A 15,579-nucleotide genomic window follows, 5' to 3' on the forward strand; every position below is an offset into this window, starting at 1 on the left:
AAAATATTATAGAACCTAAAAAAATCCCTTTAGTTTAAACTGAAGGGATTACTCGTACTATTTATTTATCCTATCCGCCGGAAATTCAAGACCCATCTGTTTCCGCGCTTCTTCTATAATTCTCATAGTTATCATTGAATGATTGTGCGAATTGATACTTGATTCTAACTGACCAGCCTTAATTAAATTAATAAATTCTTTGGTTTCATAATACATTGTGTTGTTAGATTGTGGGTAGGAAATATCTTCTACTCGTCCATCTCGATAACGAATTTCTACTTTTTGTGGTTGATTGATATTATCTATAATAATGTTTCCATTTTCGCCTTGAATTTCAGAAGGAATATTCGAATCTGTTATTTTTGAATACATAATTACTGCATCCATATCTTTATACTTCAGCAATAGACTTCCTTCTCCGTCTATTCCCGAGTCAAGCATCAACGCATTGGCTTGGACACTAGATGGTACGCCAAATAATACAACCATTGGATAAATACAATAAATACCAATATCCATTATAGAACCATTTGAAAATAAAGGATTGAATGCATTTAATATAGTTCCTTGCTTATAAGCATCATAACGAGAGGAGTATTGACAATAACTTGCAAAATATCGACGTATTTTTCCTATTTTATGTAAATTACTGTAAACACTTTGAAAATTAGGAAGTAATGTTGATTTTAATGCTTCCATTAAAACAACTTTATTACTTTGAGCAACTTGAATCATCGTTTGTAATTCTGTTGTATTGGAAGCAATGGGTTTTTCACAAAGCACATGTTTGCCATACTTCATAAAAATTATAGCTTGCTCGCCATGCAGGGCATTTGGACTGGCTATATAGACTGCATCAATTTCATCGCTTTTTGCCATACTTTCCAAATCCACAAAAATATTCTGTATATTATATTTTCCAGCAAATTCTATTGCCTTTTTCACTGTCCGAGAATAAACAGCAGTTAAAGAAAATTCCTTTAAAGTACTCGCATCTTGTATAAATATGTCCGTTATTCGATTCGTCCCGATTACTCCAAATCGTATCATTTTTCTTACCTCCAATGGACCTTCAGTCGTAATAATTCCCAATATTTCCAATTTAATAGAGTATTACTTGGTCCTTGTAATAATCCCATTGCCGGCATAATCATTACCTGAAATAAATATGGCTTTGCCAAATCGTTGCATTTCTTCATCATACTAGCTAGTTACTCCTTTTTTCTCCTAAGAAAGCGCTATCTATTAAACCATTATAAATTTGTGTAATTACTCTAACAATTACTCATAAATAACTTGGGAAAAGTTTCAGATAATGAATCAAATGAGGTTGAGAAAATTGGCCTTATCTATAAGGTTTAACATTCTAAGCGAAAAAAGATAAAAGATATCACTAACTTTTATCTTCAATACTATTAATAGGGGCATTTTTAAAATCATATTAAGCAACTAAGTGGATATACCCCATCTCAAATATACAGAAGACATTATCAAAGCCAATTCCTCTACATAAAAAAAGACCCTAGGATTCAGGGGTTAAATAAGGTTGAGTTTTAGAAAAAAGGAGTATATCATCGCTTAGAATTCTAAGATTATTTAGCCAATATGAAAGGCTATTAATTCCTTAGCATAGGAAAAAGTCGATTTATTTCATCCAGAAATTGACTTAGCGTATGTTTTCCGCGTTTTGTTGGGGGGACCCCTTCATCAAATGATTGAATCTTATAGTCATATGACTCTACTTTTCCAAATCCATACGATGCATATACAAAGGGGATGCCTGCTTCTTTGGCTGCTTTACGATCGCCTTCTGTATCTCCAATATAGACAGGTTCCTTTAAATGGTTTCGGTCAATGATGAGTTTAATGTTTTCCCCTTTTGAAAGACCGGTCCTCCCTGGATTCTCGTAATCATTGAAATGCCTGTCCAGCCCATGATATTCATAGAATGCTTCGATATACCCGTCCTGACAGTTGCTTACGATGAATAGATCGTATTTCTCAGAAAGCTTCTCCAGCACTTTCTCTACATGGTCATATATTTGACCACCGTTCTTACTCAGGTGGGGAATTTCATGACGGGAAAGGTCTTTCAATAATTGTTCCCTTTCCCCTTCATTCAATTCCGGGAACAACTTCTTACCAATTTCTTTCATTTGAAGCCCCATGGTACCCTCTAAGTGCCTTCTGGTGATTCCATGCTCTAATTGATCATGATCGATGATTGTCTTATTCCAAGCTTCCAGTACCGACTCGATCGGGTCCCACAAGGTACCATCCAGATCAAAGATGATGCTGTCCATATTTCCATCCTCCAGACTCTTTGTATTTTCTGATTTTTTCGGTATTTGAAAATCTGCCAAGTTGATGATCCATTTCTATAATCTAATGATGAATGATCTTCATCTCTTTAACCGGCCAATACACAATATTCGTCGTTCCCACTACTTTATCGATCGGGATCGAGCCGATCTGACGACTGTCCTTGCTGAATCTCCTGTTGTCACCCATGACGAATAATTCACCTTCCGGAACCGTTAGTTGATTCAAAGGGGTATCCTGTAAGGTGAAATCAGGGGTTAACGCCCCTACCGTCACTTCCTTTTGTTCGTCCAGATAAGGCTCATCATATGCTTTACCATTTATGTATAACGTATCGTTTTTATATTCAATCTTGTCACCAGGCAGCCCGATTACACGTTTAATATAATCTTCGGTTTCGCTTGCGTGAAATACGATAATATCAAACCGCTCAGGTTCATCCATTTTGTTTACAATCATGCGGTCATGATCCAGTAAAGTGGTATTCATCGAAGCTCCTTCAACCACAATGGGTATCACGATAAAGGAACGAATAATTACGGCTAACGCTATCCCAATCATCAAAGGCTGTGCCCATCCCATAATCTTTTTGCTTTTATTCACCAATCGATTCATCCTCTCACTTGCAAACTCTCATTCTATTCATCCTCACTGCTTCATTTTAACATATTATTCCTGAATTTTTGTCAACAAATATGAAAGGAGTGGAACAGATAGTTTCATTTTAAAGGATGTGAAATCCGATCGATTCCACATCCTTTTTATTAAAGTCAGTTTAATAGTGGCTATGCCCTTCCTCAGCCGCAATTGCGTCAGCCTTGGTTGCATGCACCGTTCCCCGGGGATGGTGTGGAGGTGCATATATCGAGTACAACTTGATAGGCGTATTCCCGGTATTGATGACATTATGCCAGGTACCTGCCGGGATCATGATCGCAAAATCCTGACTTACTTTTTTCTCATAGGTTAAGTTATCCTGGCGATCACCCATTCTCACAATTCCTTCTCCCTGTTCAAGACGGAGGAATTGATCAGTATTCGGGTGGATTTCCAAACCGATGTCGTCCCCGGGATTGATGCTCATAAGTGTTACCTGCAGATGTTCTCCCGTCCATAAAGCCGTGCGGAACGTGTCATTATTAACCGTCACCTCATCAATGTTCACGGTATACGGGTATGGTCCATAATCCTTTGACAACATCCGATTGTCTTCTTCTGCACCTAACATACTCAATCTTTCGGCATGCCCCCACTCATCCCTGCACGTATTCACGAGGACCTCGTATATCGTGGAATGCTGTGCCTGCATACTGCATATCCGATACAGCTCATAATCTGCTAGCTCCGCCTCATAACCTCTTTGAAGGCCATCCCGATATGAATGAAAAGGAATTCTTTCAACATGATAGGAAGGCTGGGTATCGGTAAGGGAGGTGTATAAATTGGTTAATTCCCACCAATGCCTCTCCTCATCTTCCTTCATCCGCATTAGATTTTGACGTTCCTCACTAGTTGGTGCGGCCCAGGCCAATCGGTCGTATAAATCTGCAGTTGATGCCTTTCTGCTTATACCGTTAAGCAGGGTATTCACTAAGTGCTGAGGATTATCTTCACTTCTTGGTGCAGCGTCTGTAAAGGTTTGGGGGTATGATGAATAGGTCATCGGCACATTGTACATTCTGATCATTCCCTTCTGCTTTTTACCACGATATCATATGCGTGGTTTCAGAAGGTGTGCATCCGCCCAGTTCCAAACTATCCCTCAACTCAGTCAACCAAATAATCCTTTCCTTTTTTCACATACTCTTCCATGATGGCTTCCGGTACTAGATTTCCTCCTGTGGCCCAAACTACATGGGTGGCATGTGATAAGTCCACGTCAAGAGAGGAAAGGTGTTCCTGCACATCCGGCAGAAAAGGACCAATCATCCCCGCCACTGCCGACGGCTCAACGAAGATGGATTCCGACTGATGCAGCAGGGCAAGCAATTTGAATAGGTTCTTATCGCTTACCGTATATACCCCGTTCACCAATTCATGAATCATTCTACCTGCAAGGGCAGAAGGTCTGCCGACCGCCAAACCATCTGCTTCCGTTCGATTGCTCAATCCAATATCCCGGACTGAAATACCTTCATGTCTGCCTGAAGCAAGCCCAAGGAGCATACAAGGGGAATTGACAGGTTCTGCAAAATAACAATGGACATGCTCGCCGAATACATGCTTCAAACCATAGGTTACTCCACCTGGACCACCGCCCACCCCGCATGGCAAGTAAACAATCAAAGGGTGGTCATGATTTACCTGAATCCTCTCTCCATCAAACTGTTTCTTAAGCCTGAGAGCAGCAACTGCATAGCCCATGAATAAATCCATGGAATTTTCATCATCAATGAAGAAACAGTCAGGATCCAACTCACACTGTTTCCTGCCCTCCGCAACCGCATGGGAGAAATCTTGTTCATGTTCTATAACGTTAACCCCCTTCTCTCTCAGGAGTTCCTTTTTCCACCCTCTCGCATCCCGGGACATATGAACAGTGACTTTGAAACCGAGTGCAGCCCCCACGATTCCTATACTCAAGCCAAGGTTTCCCGTTGAACCGACGGCGATGGAATACCGTGAAAAAAGCTTCTTGAAACGACTCGATGCCAGCACCGAATAGTCGTCTGTCTCTTGGATCCAGTTCTGTTCCAAAGCAACCGTTTCCGCGATTTTCAATACTTCATAAATGCCTCCCCTGGCTTTGATCGAACCTGCAATCGGGAGCTCGTTATCACATTTGAGGAGCAGCTGACCTTGTATCGTTGTTTTAAAATAATCTTGAAGCTCAGTTTGCATGTTTCCCAGTCGCTTGATAGGGGACTCGATGATCCCGTTTACCGCTTCAGGGAAGACCTTATTTATATAGGGAGCAAAACGGGCAAGCCGCTGCTCCGCTTCAACGATTTCCTGGAAGCCATCCCCTGGGATATCACCGGAATTGACAAACGGGTTGGTCCATAAAATTTCTTTGTGAGACTGTAAATCCGATAATATTTTCGGATCCATACCGTGGAGATTGTGAGACATATTGTATTCCCCCTGACTGAAATGATTAATTACTGATAACGTAGCACATATATATGATAAAATGGATACCAATCTTCAGACTATTAAAATTTCAATTAAAGGAGAGCCTGTTCCCATGTTACCTTCAGAACTAAGAACGAGCATCAGATGCGGAAAGCACCAAACTCACACTTCAGGAGTCTGCCAGGATTATGTACAAGCCAACCTGGTTGTTCTTCCTAAGGAATATGCCTTTGACTTTTTATTATTCACCATGCGCAATCCAAAATCCTGTCCGATTGTAGAAGTGTTGGAACCCGGGCAATTCCGATCCAAATATGCAAAAAATTCAGATATCCGTACTGACATCCCTCTGTACCATGTATATGAACATGGGCAATTGGTTGAAAAGAAACATCGGATTGATGAAATATGGAGGGATGATCTAGTGAGCTTTCTCATTGGGTGCAGTTTTACATTCGAGAGTCAGCTCATCAAAGGGGACATTCCTCTGCGTCATATAGAGGAAAATAAAAACGTAGCCATGTATCAGACCAATATTCAGACAGAAAAAGCCGGAGTATTTGAAGGGCCAATGGTCGTTTCCATGAGACCGATACCTGATTCACTCGTACAGAAAGCAACAGATATAACTTCACTATTCCCTAAAATGCATGGTGGTCCGGTTCATATTGGTAATCCTGCTGAAATTGGCATTCTGGATATCACGAAGCCTGATTACGGTGACTTTGTCGGTATCAGGAAGGGGGAAACTCCGGTGTTTTGGGCTTGCGGGGTTACCCCTCAGGCAGTGGCCCTTCATGCGAGTATCCCCTACATGCTGACCCATTCCCCTGGCTGTATGTTTGTTACCGATTGGAAAAACGAAGTGTATTTGCAAGAAGGTAAATAAAATAAATGAGGGACGGACCCGTCGCAAGAAAGGTCCGTCCCTCTATTACTTCAAGCATTACTTCTAACCTTCGCAGGTCGCCCGCTTTTGATGAAAAAGGAGAGCAGAAGCCCCGCAATGGCCGTAATGCCGGCTACGATAAATGAGACATTGACTCCATGGATCATCCCTTCGAGTCCTCTGGCGGGATCGGCACTCGTTGTCATGACGGTTACCAGAAGTGCTGTTCCGACGGCACCTGAGACTTGTCTCATCGTATTGTTCATGGCTGTTCCGTGTGGGATCAGACTCCTGTCCAACTGATTCAGCCCGGCAGTTGTCACCGGCATCATCACCATGGCAACCCCGAACATCCTGATGGCATTGACCGTGGCCAGATACATAAACGATGTGTCTGGCGATAAATTCGTAAACATAAACGTCGTGATCGTAAGAATGGTCAACCCGATTATGGCAAGCCACCGGGCTCCGAACTTATCAAAGATCCTCCCGGTAATAGGGTTCATCAGCCCCATCAAGAGTGCCCCGGGAAGGAGCATAAGGCCAGATTCAAAGGCGGAGAACCCTAGCATATTCTGCATAAGAAGAGGGAGTACCGTAGCCGCTCCGATCATCGCGATAAACACGACCATCCCCAACACTGTCGTTAATGTGAACATCTTATTTTGAAACACGCGGAATTCGAGAATCGGCTGCTTCAACTTAAACTGTCTTGTGATAAACCAGAAGAGTGTCACACTTCCCACAATTATCGAAACAATGACTTGAACACTCCCCCATCCCTCGCTTCCTGCAATACTGAAACCATACAATAATCCACCAAATCCCAGTGAAGAAAGAATGATGGAAAGAATATCGAGTTTCGGATATGTTTGCTTGGTCACGTTTTTTAAAATGAAATACGCAACGATAAAATCAATGATGACGATCGGTAAAATCACATAGAACAAGCTTCTCCAAGGGAATTGTTCAACAAGCCAGCCTGAAAGGGTCGGTCCGATTGCCGGAGCGAACGAAATGACCAGCCCGAACATTCCCATGGCCGCTCCCCTTTTCTCAACAGGATAAATAAGAAAGAGGATGGTTTGCATGAGTGGCATGATGATACCTGCTCCTGAAGCCTGAATGATTCTCCCGACCATCAGGAACCCGAAGTTAGGTGCAATGGCACATATAAGCGTCCCTCCTGCAAATAAGCCCATGGCACTCAGGAATAAAGCCCTTGTCGTGAAGCGTTCGATCAGGAATGCCGTAATCGGGATCATCACCCCGTTCACGAGCATAAAGATCGACGTCAGCCACTGGGCAGTACTCGCATCAAGATCCAGATCGGTCATAATATGAGGGAGAGCCGTCCCAAGCAACGTTTGATTGAGGATGGCTGCGAACGCCCCTGATATGAGGACTATGAGCAGGGGTGTTTTATTAAAGGTTTCGGATTGGGTATTAGCATCTCTGTTATTCATGTTCTCCCTTCTTTCTATTCAATTATGAAGATGATTTACATAATCCTCTTTTGATCATACTTATTTCTTTATCGTATTTTCCCAACGCTTCTTCAAGAGTCAATTCATCAGCAATGCTCTGAACAAGATTATGGAATGTGACGGCCGAAAGGATTTGCAACACATGATACAAATCCGATTTATTATCAATTTCAAATTGATTTTTATTAACTAAGAGGAAGATTTCCTCATAGCGCTGGTCGATGGTTTCCCTGGTTAGCGTCTGTGTGAACGTTTTTTCTATTTTGTAATTCATATTCAAAAGGACGTTCCGAATAAAATTATTTTGTCCATTTTCATACGAAAACGAAAGCATTGAATGAAACATGACCCTTGTCGCTTCGAACAAATCCCCATCATGGGTTTCCAACAAAGCAATAAAGGTTTCAAACCGTTTCCGGGCATGCTCTCCTACGAGGTAGAAAAAGGCATCCTCTTTATTCTCAAAGTACTGATAGAAGCTTCCCCTCGGAATTCCAGCCGTTTTCAGGATGTTTGCAATGGAGGCATCGTATAGGGATACCCTGGAAAACTCCTTCTTGGCTGCTTCCACCAAAACATTCCTTTTCTCTTCCTTCAAATTGAAGAATGTAGGTTTAGGCAATTTCGCATTCCTCCTCAAAAAAATGACACCTTGTCATGTGGAACATCCTCACTTTATGTGACACGGTGTCATATGTCAAACGATAGTGTTTAAAATACGTCAATATTTTTTCTTCAATTAGAACTTGATGTTTTTTAAGTTGGCTGAGTGCTGGGTTGCATATTGTTGAATCTGATGATGATAATGATGCCTTATAGCAGCAACCTCTCTTTTCATTTGGTCTGGATGTTTACTCGTTCCAGAGTCAGGGTGTGACCGATAGTTGAGCAGGACTTCATCCAGATAATAAATGATATAGCCTTTCATCAGCATCCGGCACCACATTTCATAGTCCTGGGTGAATTTCAGATTCGGACTGAAATAACCTATATCTTTATATACATCTCTGTGAATCATCACTGAGCACCCGTTGATTGGGTTGATGCGTGTAATGGAACGGTAGAGTTCTTCTGCATTGTCAAACTTTTTCCCAACGTAAGGAAGCAATATTTCATTGTCTTTATTTATATAATGATAATTATGAAAACTTGCTTTGGCTCCCTTACTGATCATATAATCCAATTGTTTCTCTACTTTTTGGTTGTGAAAATGATCATCAGAACTCAACCAGGCGATATATTCCCCACTGGACCTTTTGATACCTTCATTAACGGCGCTTGCTGTCCCACCGTTTTCTTTTTTAAAAATCTTAATTCGATTTATGAAAGGAGTCACCCTATCCAATTCTTTTGTAGAGCCATCATCCACAACTATGACTTCCGTATTCGGATACGTTTGATTTAAGGCGCTGCGAATGGCCTGATCCACGTACGCACAGTTATAAAAGGGGATCACGATTGATACAGTCGGTTTCATCTTCTATTCCTCCAGTATACCCTTGGTCAAGACGTCAATACTATAAGGTATTCATTTACCGCTAATCTGATTAGACGGAGGAGCTATACCGATAATTTATTACAAAAAAAGAAAAAAACCGAACCACAATCGGTCCAGTCCTATATGCCTCTTATATCCAGCTTAATTAAGTCATTAACTTGGAGAACTCCTCTTTCATTTCAAATAACCTACATCATCTTCTTCAACGCGTTCAACCACTGTCCTTGATGCACGACTTCCAACGACTATGTCTGTATTTGGTATCACCACATTTATAAAGCCTCGCTAATTGAATCCTGCGTAACGGCACTCCTTAAAACCCTCCCACTCACTCGGGAAGGAGCTGTCTTTCTAATTCTTCAGCCTCGATTCTTAACTCTTCCTTATCCTTCAATAATCGGAATAATCCTTTCAAGATCAACTTATCCGGCTCCGATTCCCGGCATTCCTCAGATATCCTATTCGCTATGTTCACATAATCTCTACTATCATCTATCCCTTTGATCTTACCATACAGGGATTCCCAAGCTTTCTCCCTCTTCTCAAACGATATGAAAGCACCTTCCTTGTCCATACTGACAGAAAAGGATTTCATCATGTCATCATTCAATTGCGGAGAGCTTTCCCCACATAGGAAGTCATTTGCAAGAAGAGTTATCTGTCTCACTAAATGTGCCCCTAACCTCGAGGGATCAAGGGTATCATCATGAGAAATCAACAGCATCATATAAGACGCATAGATGGATTGGGTCATCCACATCAGATCCCATTTATATGGCCTGATTTCTTCTCCATATACATCGAGGAGATTTTGTTCAAGCCAGCTGAACAGACGCCCCCTCATACGATGCTCCATGGCCGCCAGTTTTTCACTGTTTTTCGTCGACTCTCCTCTCATATGCATCTTCATATAAGACTTGTACTCCAATATCCCTTCGAATTGTACTTGAAACTGTTTGGCAAATCTCTCCATCGGAGGCAGATCGCCATCCAGTCCCACAACGAATGCCCGTTCAAATACAAGCTGTTGATAATGTTCATAAATAGATATGATCAAATCTTCCTTTGATTGAAAATACGAGTATAGGGAGCCTTTTGATATGCCGATACTTTCGGCAATTTGCTGCATGGACGTCTGATTGTATCCGTGTGCTCCAAAGAGTTCAACTGCTGATTCGAGTATTGCGTTCCGCTTATCCATTTTCTACACCTCTATATCCAGAGAAAACTATCCCTTTTTCATTTTACCCATATTCAGTGAAAATGAGAAGAGCATTATTTCTTGACTAGATGATTTTTTTAGGTAAAATGACTAGTGAGTCAACTAAAAATATGACTGTTATATCAATGATTCAACACTTATAAAAATTAAATTATGACTCACAGGTCAAACATTATCAAAGGAGGATGAAACCATGTTAAAAGCTATTTTGAAACGTTCGAAAATCGTCCTGATCTTCATCTTATTATTTGTGATCATCGGAATTTTCACCTTTATTCAATTACCACAACGGGAAATACCGGAAACCAGTGTCAATATCGGTACAGTCACAACTGTATATCCCGGGGCTACCGTTGATTCCGTTGAAAGGACCATTACAAATCCGATAGAATCTTCACTCCAGTCAATCGGGGGCATTAAAGAAATCAGCTCTTCTTCTGCAGCCGGCTTCTCTACTATTATTGTAGAGGTTGAAGATGGTGAAGACAAAAAAGAAGTGTTCGGGGATGTGCGCCAAGCTGTCTCTGATGCATCTACCTCTTTTCCCGAAGAGGTGTTCGACCCTGAAGTCAATGAATCCACTGTCAAAATGCCCATCGTATCTTATCATTTAGTCAGTGATAATAAGGAGTCACTCCTTGAGCTGGACGATGAGGTCAGCAGATGGAAAGAGGAAGTAGAGGACCTATCCGGGGTTTCAAGTGTCACCGTCAAAGGTCTTCCCGAAGAAGAAATCAAGATCGAATTAAAGAAAGAGGAACTCAAGGCTTCAGGCCTGAACCCCTCTTCTGTTATGAATGCCATCAATGATGAGTATTATCCTACTCCACTCGGAAAGCAGGAAGTGGATAATGAAGTTGTTCAACTGACTGTCGATCATTTCACTACCTTAGATGAAATGAAGGAACTCTTTGTGGGGAAAAATCCCAAAGGCGAATCGATCTTACTCGGAGACATTGCCAATGTGAAAGTGTCCCCTAAAGAAGTCAAAGATATTGTAACGTTTGAAGGAAAACCTTCACTATCATTTACTGCTTTTGTACAGCCTGGTGAGGATATCCCAACGGTCGATGAAAGAGTCAGCGATAAAGTGGATGAACTGTCGGACTCCCTCCCAGCCGGTGTAGAACTTGTACCTTATTATTCTCAAGCTTCCACTGTAACGGACATTTTCGATGGGTTGTTTAAGTCCCTCGCTATTTCCGTTGTGGCTGTTATCTTGACTACAGCTCTTGGACTGACAATCTCAGGTGCTTTTGTAGTGGCACTAGCCGTACCGATTTCCGTATTGATGGGATTGATTCCCCTTCCATTTGCCGGAGTGGATCTCAATCAGATCTCTGTCATCGGAGCTATCATTGCCCTCGGGATCCTGGTCGATGATTCCATCGTAGTGAACGACAATATCCAACGCAGATATAAACTCGGGGACGGTGCTCTCATGGGTGCCATTACCGGTGTGAAGGAAATATGGGTGTCAATCGTGACCTCCTCCCTTGCCATTGTATTCACATTCCTTCCGCTTATATTCTTATCAGGCGGAAACGGAGCGTTCATCAGGGCTCTTCCAACAGTCTTGATTACAACGATCATTGCATCGACATTGGTTGCTCTTATTTTTGTTCCTATTATGAGATACTTTCTTTATAGCAAAACGAAGAAAAAAGTTTCTGATGCCCCAGGGCTGCTGGGTAAACCATTAAATAAGATCGCGGATTTCTATGCCGATACTGTGCTGAAGAAGTTCTCTAAAAGGCCGTTCATCGTTTCAGCCATTGGCCTGGTGTTCACAACTGCGATCTTTGGTCTGATCGCTCTGACACCTTTTGAGTTCTTCCCGTCTGCCGATCGTGAAGAAGTGACAGTCGATGTAACGTTACCGATCGGTACCCCGATCGAAGAAACATCCAATACTCTGGAAGAAATAGAAAAGCTTTTAAAAACAGACGAAGGTGTCTTTGAAACGTCTTCCTTTGCAGGTACAGGATTACCGAATCTGTTCAACAGTTCATTATCCAATTCTGGTCAAAATACAGGTCAATTGGTCGCAAGGGTGGATCGAAAAAACCAGACTGCCCAAGGATTGATCGATGAATGGACAGACAAATTGCGAAAAGAGTACCCTGAAGCAAAGATTTTCATGGAAACAATCCAGCAAGGTCCGCCGGCAGGGGCTCCTGTGACGGTGACTGTCTCAGGTCCGGATATGGATCGATTAATTGAACTAAGAGATAAAATTTCCACTGAAATAAATTCATTGGATACTGAATTGGTCGTTGATAACGTCGGAAAAATGGAACCTACTATTGTATATGAGCCTAATCGCGAAAAACTTAAAGAAAATGGTATAACCATTAATGATGTCAGTCAGCAGCTGCGCTTGGCTACTGAAGGTATTCCGATGAAATCGTTTGATAATGGTGTGACAAAACGGGATATGACACTCTTACTGGAAGGAAACGAAGGTGAAGTCGATCTTTCTTCCCTGGAAGTTCCGGCTGAAGCGGCAAACCCTGCAGGACCACCGAATTTGGTTTCACTTAATGAGCTGGTGACACCTGAGAAGAAGGAAGAGCTTCAACTCATCCCTCATAAGGATGGAGAGCGTGCCATTACGATACGCGCCTTCCCTGGTGAAGAAGAGAATTATAAAGAAAATGTACAAGAAATCGTGAAAGATGTCAGGAAGGATCTGGATGACAATAACTACTCCATTACTATAGGCGGGGAAAATGAAGCACAAAATGATTTCTTTGCGGAAATCACCATTCTGTTTATCATCGTGATTTTCCTAGTGTATTTGTTAATTGCGCTTCAGTTCAATTCTTTATCACTTCCATTCCTTGTCCTGGTTGCAGTTTATCTGGCGATCGCAGGTGCGATTCTCGGATTATTTGTCACTCAGACTCCGATCAGCTTCCTTGCCGTGATGGGGATGGTTTCCCTAACCGGTATCGTAGTACGGAATTCAGTCGTGTTAATTGAGTTTATCGAACAAGGATTACAAAGTGGTATGAGTGTGAAGGAAGCAGTCGTTGAATCCGGTCGTACACGACTTCGCCCTATCCTACTCACCGCCCTTACCTCGATTGTCGCCTTGATTCCAGTGGCAGTCAGCGGTGATGCTCTATTTACCCCATTGGCGGTCACTATCATATCGGGTATTCTGTTCTCAGCTGTATTAACGCTGATCATCGTACCGATGATGTACATGGTCTTCCACCGCTTCAGAAGAAAAAAACGTGAAGCATAAATAATAATATCCTGAGGGGAGACATAGTCTCCTCTCTTTTTTATTTTTAGGATGATTGAAACAACGGCTTATGTACAGTCTATTGATTGATAGGTGACTGTTTGTTATGATTCAAACTTTCCCCTTGAGATATTTCACTTCATCAAGCATTATAGATAAGTGTTACATTTTATACTTTATTTGGAGGAACAACATGACAAATAAACTAAATTCAAAAGCAATCCTCATAACATTCATGATCGGTGCTTTTTTTGCCATTTTAAATGAAACGTTATTAAATATCGCCCTCACAGAATTGATGGCCGTCTTTAACGTGGATGCCCCCACTGTCCAATGGCTTGCGACAGGATTCATGCTGGTGATGGGGGTGTTGATGCCTATCTCCGCCCTGTTGATCCAGTGGTTCACAACAAGACAGATGTTCATCGGTGTCATGAGTGTATTTCTACTCGGCACAGTCATCGCAGCCTGTGCCCTGAATTTCCCCATGCTCCTTGTAGGGAGGATGATTCAGGCTGTTGGAACAGGTTTGTTGATACCCGTCATTATGAACGCCCTGCTTCTGATTTACCGCCCTGAAGTCCGCGGCAAAATCATGGGTACATTTGGTTTGGTGATCATGTTCGCTCCAGCTATCGGACCGACTCTGTCTGGAGTGATCGTCGATTTCCTTGGCTGGAGATGGTTGTTTATCACCGTCATCCCATTCGCCGTATTTTCGATTCTGTTTGCTCTGAAATACTTACAGAATGTCGGTGAGGTTTCCCGTCCCGCTGTCGATGTATTTTCAATCATCCTCTCTTCCATAGGGATTGGCGGCATCGTTTACGGCTTCAGTGCAGCTGGCGAAGAAGAAGCAGGATTTACATCGGTGAAAATCATTGCCATCATCGCCATATCTGTAATCAGTGTCATCCTTTTTGTCCTGCGACAATTGAAGCTTGATGAACCACTCCTTGATGTAAGGGTATTCCGGTACAAGAGCTATACGAGAGGTGTGACCATCTTCGTCATCGTCATTATGGCCATGTTCGCTTCCGAAATCGTGATGCCGATGTACCTTCAAGGTCCTCTCGGGTTTTCTGCAAAAGCAGCTGGATTATTGCTGCTTCCGGGAGCACTTCTGAATGGCCTGATGTCTCCTACCATGGGCTCCCTTTTCGATAAATACGGCCCTAGGAAACTCATCATACCAGGCACGCTCACATTGGTGGGAGTCATGATATTCTTTAGCGGCATCAATCCGGCTACACCCATTTGGTTATTTGTACTGGTCTACATGATTCTCATGTTATCGATATCCGCTATCATGATGCCTGCTCAAACCAATGGATTGAATGAACTGCCGAAGCACTTATACCCGCACGGAACCGCCATTGCCAACACATTGCAGCCGGTTGCCGGTGCACTTGGGGTTTCCATCTTTGTCAGCATCATGACCCAAAGTCAGAAAGGATACATTGAAGAGCAAGCAGGTGGGGTAACGGAAGGAATCCTTCACAATGCCATGACCTATGGAGTTCATCATGCTTATTGGTTTGCCCTTGCCTTGGCCGGTATTGCATTCTTGATTTCATTGTTTATCCGAAAAGCAATTGCACCGGATTTTGACGAAGTGAAGTCAGAAGCTTAATAGATGAAATAACCTACAAAAAAGACTGAGACAAAAGTATTTAGTTAAAAAGAAATCCGAACGATCATTCGAAATTCTTATTGAAGGTCGAGATCGTTCGGATTTATTATTTGCTATTTAAGTAATTATCGTTGCTTTTGAATGTAGTGAGTGGTGGTTGTTTTCCGCTCCAGTTGCTCGCTTTCCGCGGGGCTGGCGGT

The 15,579-nt window shown here is 42.2% G+C and carries 12 protein-coding genes; 3 read left to right on the top strand and 9 right to left on the bottom strand.

Translation table 11 applies throughout. From position 1 onward, the window contains the following. Positions 1-57: 57 nt before the first annotated feature. The 5 genes from BVI01S_RS20640 to dsdA form a co-directional block, all read right to left on the bottom strand. Entirely contained in the window at positions 58-1,050 is a 993-nt protein-coding gene (locus tag BVI01S_RS20640) for a Gfo/Idh/MocA family protein (protein WP_061811412.1), read from the bottom strand. Positions 1,051-1,616: 566 nt separating this feature from the next. Continuing rightward, on the bottom strand, positions 1,617-2,303 hold the full coding sequence (locus BVI01S_RS20645) for an HAD family hydrolase (protein WP_082804793.1): 687 nt from the start codon (positions 2,301-2,303) through the stop codon (positions 1,617-1,619). 82 nt (positions 2,304-2,385) lie between these two features. Then, positions 2,386-2,937, bottom strand: coding sequence for a signal peptidase I (gene lepB, locus BVI01S_RS20650; protein WP_061811413.1), 552 nt, complete (start codon positions 2,935-2,937; stop codon positions 2,386-2,388). A gap of 160 nt (positions 2,938-3,097) precedes the next feature. Continuing rightward, positions 3,098-4,009 carry a cupin domain-containing protein gene (locus BVI01S_RS20655; RefSeq protein ID WP_244886963.1) on the bottom strand — a complete coding sequence of 304 codons (912 nt, stop codon included), beginning with the start codon at positions 4,007-4,009 and terminating at the stop codon, positions 3,098-3,100. Positions 4,010-4,089: 80 nt separating this feature from the next. After that, complete coding sequence (gene dsdA / locus BVI01S_RS20660; RefSeq protein WP_061811414.1) at positions 4,090-5,394, bottom strand: D-serine ammonia-lyase; 1,305 nt, start codon at positions 5,392-5,394, stop codon at positions 4,090-4,092. A 115-nt stretch (positions 5,395-5,509) separates the two neighbouring features. On the opposite strand from dsdA, the gene BVI01S_RS20665 reads away from it, so the two are divergent. Further along, entirely contained in the window at positions 5,510-6,286 is a 777-nt protein-coding gene (locus BVI01S_RS20665) for a putative hydro-lyase (protein ID WP_079533453.1), read from the top strand. A 50-nt stretch (positions 6,287-6,336) separates the two neighbouring features. On the opposite strand, the gene BVI01S_RS20670 is transcribed toward BVI01S_RS20665, so the two are convergent. The 4 genes from BVI01S_RS20670 to BVI01S_RS20685 all read right to left on the bottom strand — a co-directional run bounded on the left by BVI01S_RS20670 (position 6,337) and on the right by BVI01S_RS20685 (position 10,472). After that, on the bottom strand, positions 6,337-7,752 hold the full coding sequence (locus tag BVI01S_RS20670; protein WP_061811416.1) for an MDR family MFS transporter: 1,416 nt from the start codon (positions 7,750-7,752) through the stop codon (positions 6,337-6,339). Between the two features lie 22 nt (positions 7,753-7,774). Continuing rightward, positions 7,775-8,395, bottom strand: coding sequence for a TetR/AcrR family transcriptional regulator (locus BVI01S_RS20675; protein WP_061811417.1), 621 nt, complete (start codon positions 8,393-8,395; stop codon positions 7,775-7,777). Between the two features lie 117 nt (positions 8,396-8,512). Next, positions 8,513-9,250 (bottom strand): glycosyltransferase family 2 protein, encoded by a 738-nt coding sequence (locus tag BVI01S_RS20680; RefSeq protein WP_034759672.1) that lies wholly within the window; start codon positions 9,248-9,250, stop codon positions 8,513-8,515. A 349-nt stretch (positions 9,251-9,599) separates the two neighbouring features. Then, positions 9,600-10,472 carry a TetR/AcrR family transcriptional regulator gene (locus BVI01S_RS20685; protein ID WP_061811418.1) on the bottom strand — a complete coding sequence of 291 codons (873 nt, stop codon included), beginning with the start codon at positions 10,470-10,472 and terminating at the stop codon, positions 9,600-9,602. A gap of 214 nt (positions 10,473-10,686) precedes the next feature. Between BVI01S_RS20685 and BVI01S_RS20690 the strand changes: the two genes are divergently transcribed. After that, complete coding sequence (locus BVI01S_RS20690) at positions 10,687-13,746, top strand: efflux RND transporter permease subunit (protein WP_061811419.1); 3,060 nt, start codon at positions 10,687-10,689, stop codon at positions 13,744-13,746. A 193-nt stretch (positions 13,747-13,939) separates the two neighbouring features. Next, positions 13,940-15,379, top strand: a complete 1,440-nt coding sequence (locus BVI01S_RS20695) for an MDR family MFS transporter (protein WP_034759686.1) — start codon at positions 13,940-13,942, stop codon at positions 15,377-15,379. Positions 15,380-15,579 lie beyond the last annotated feature (200 nt).

It is taken from the genome of Rossellomorea vietnamensis NBRC 101237 (genome assembly GCF_001591825.1).
GTDB lineage: Bacteria > Bacillota > Bacilli > Bacillales > Bacillaceae_B > Rossellomorea > Rossellomorea vietnamensis.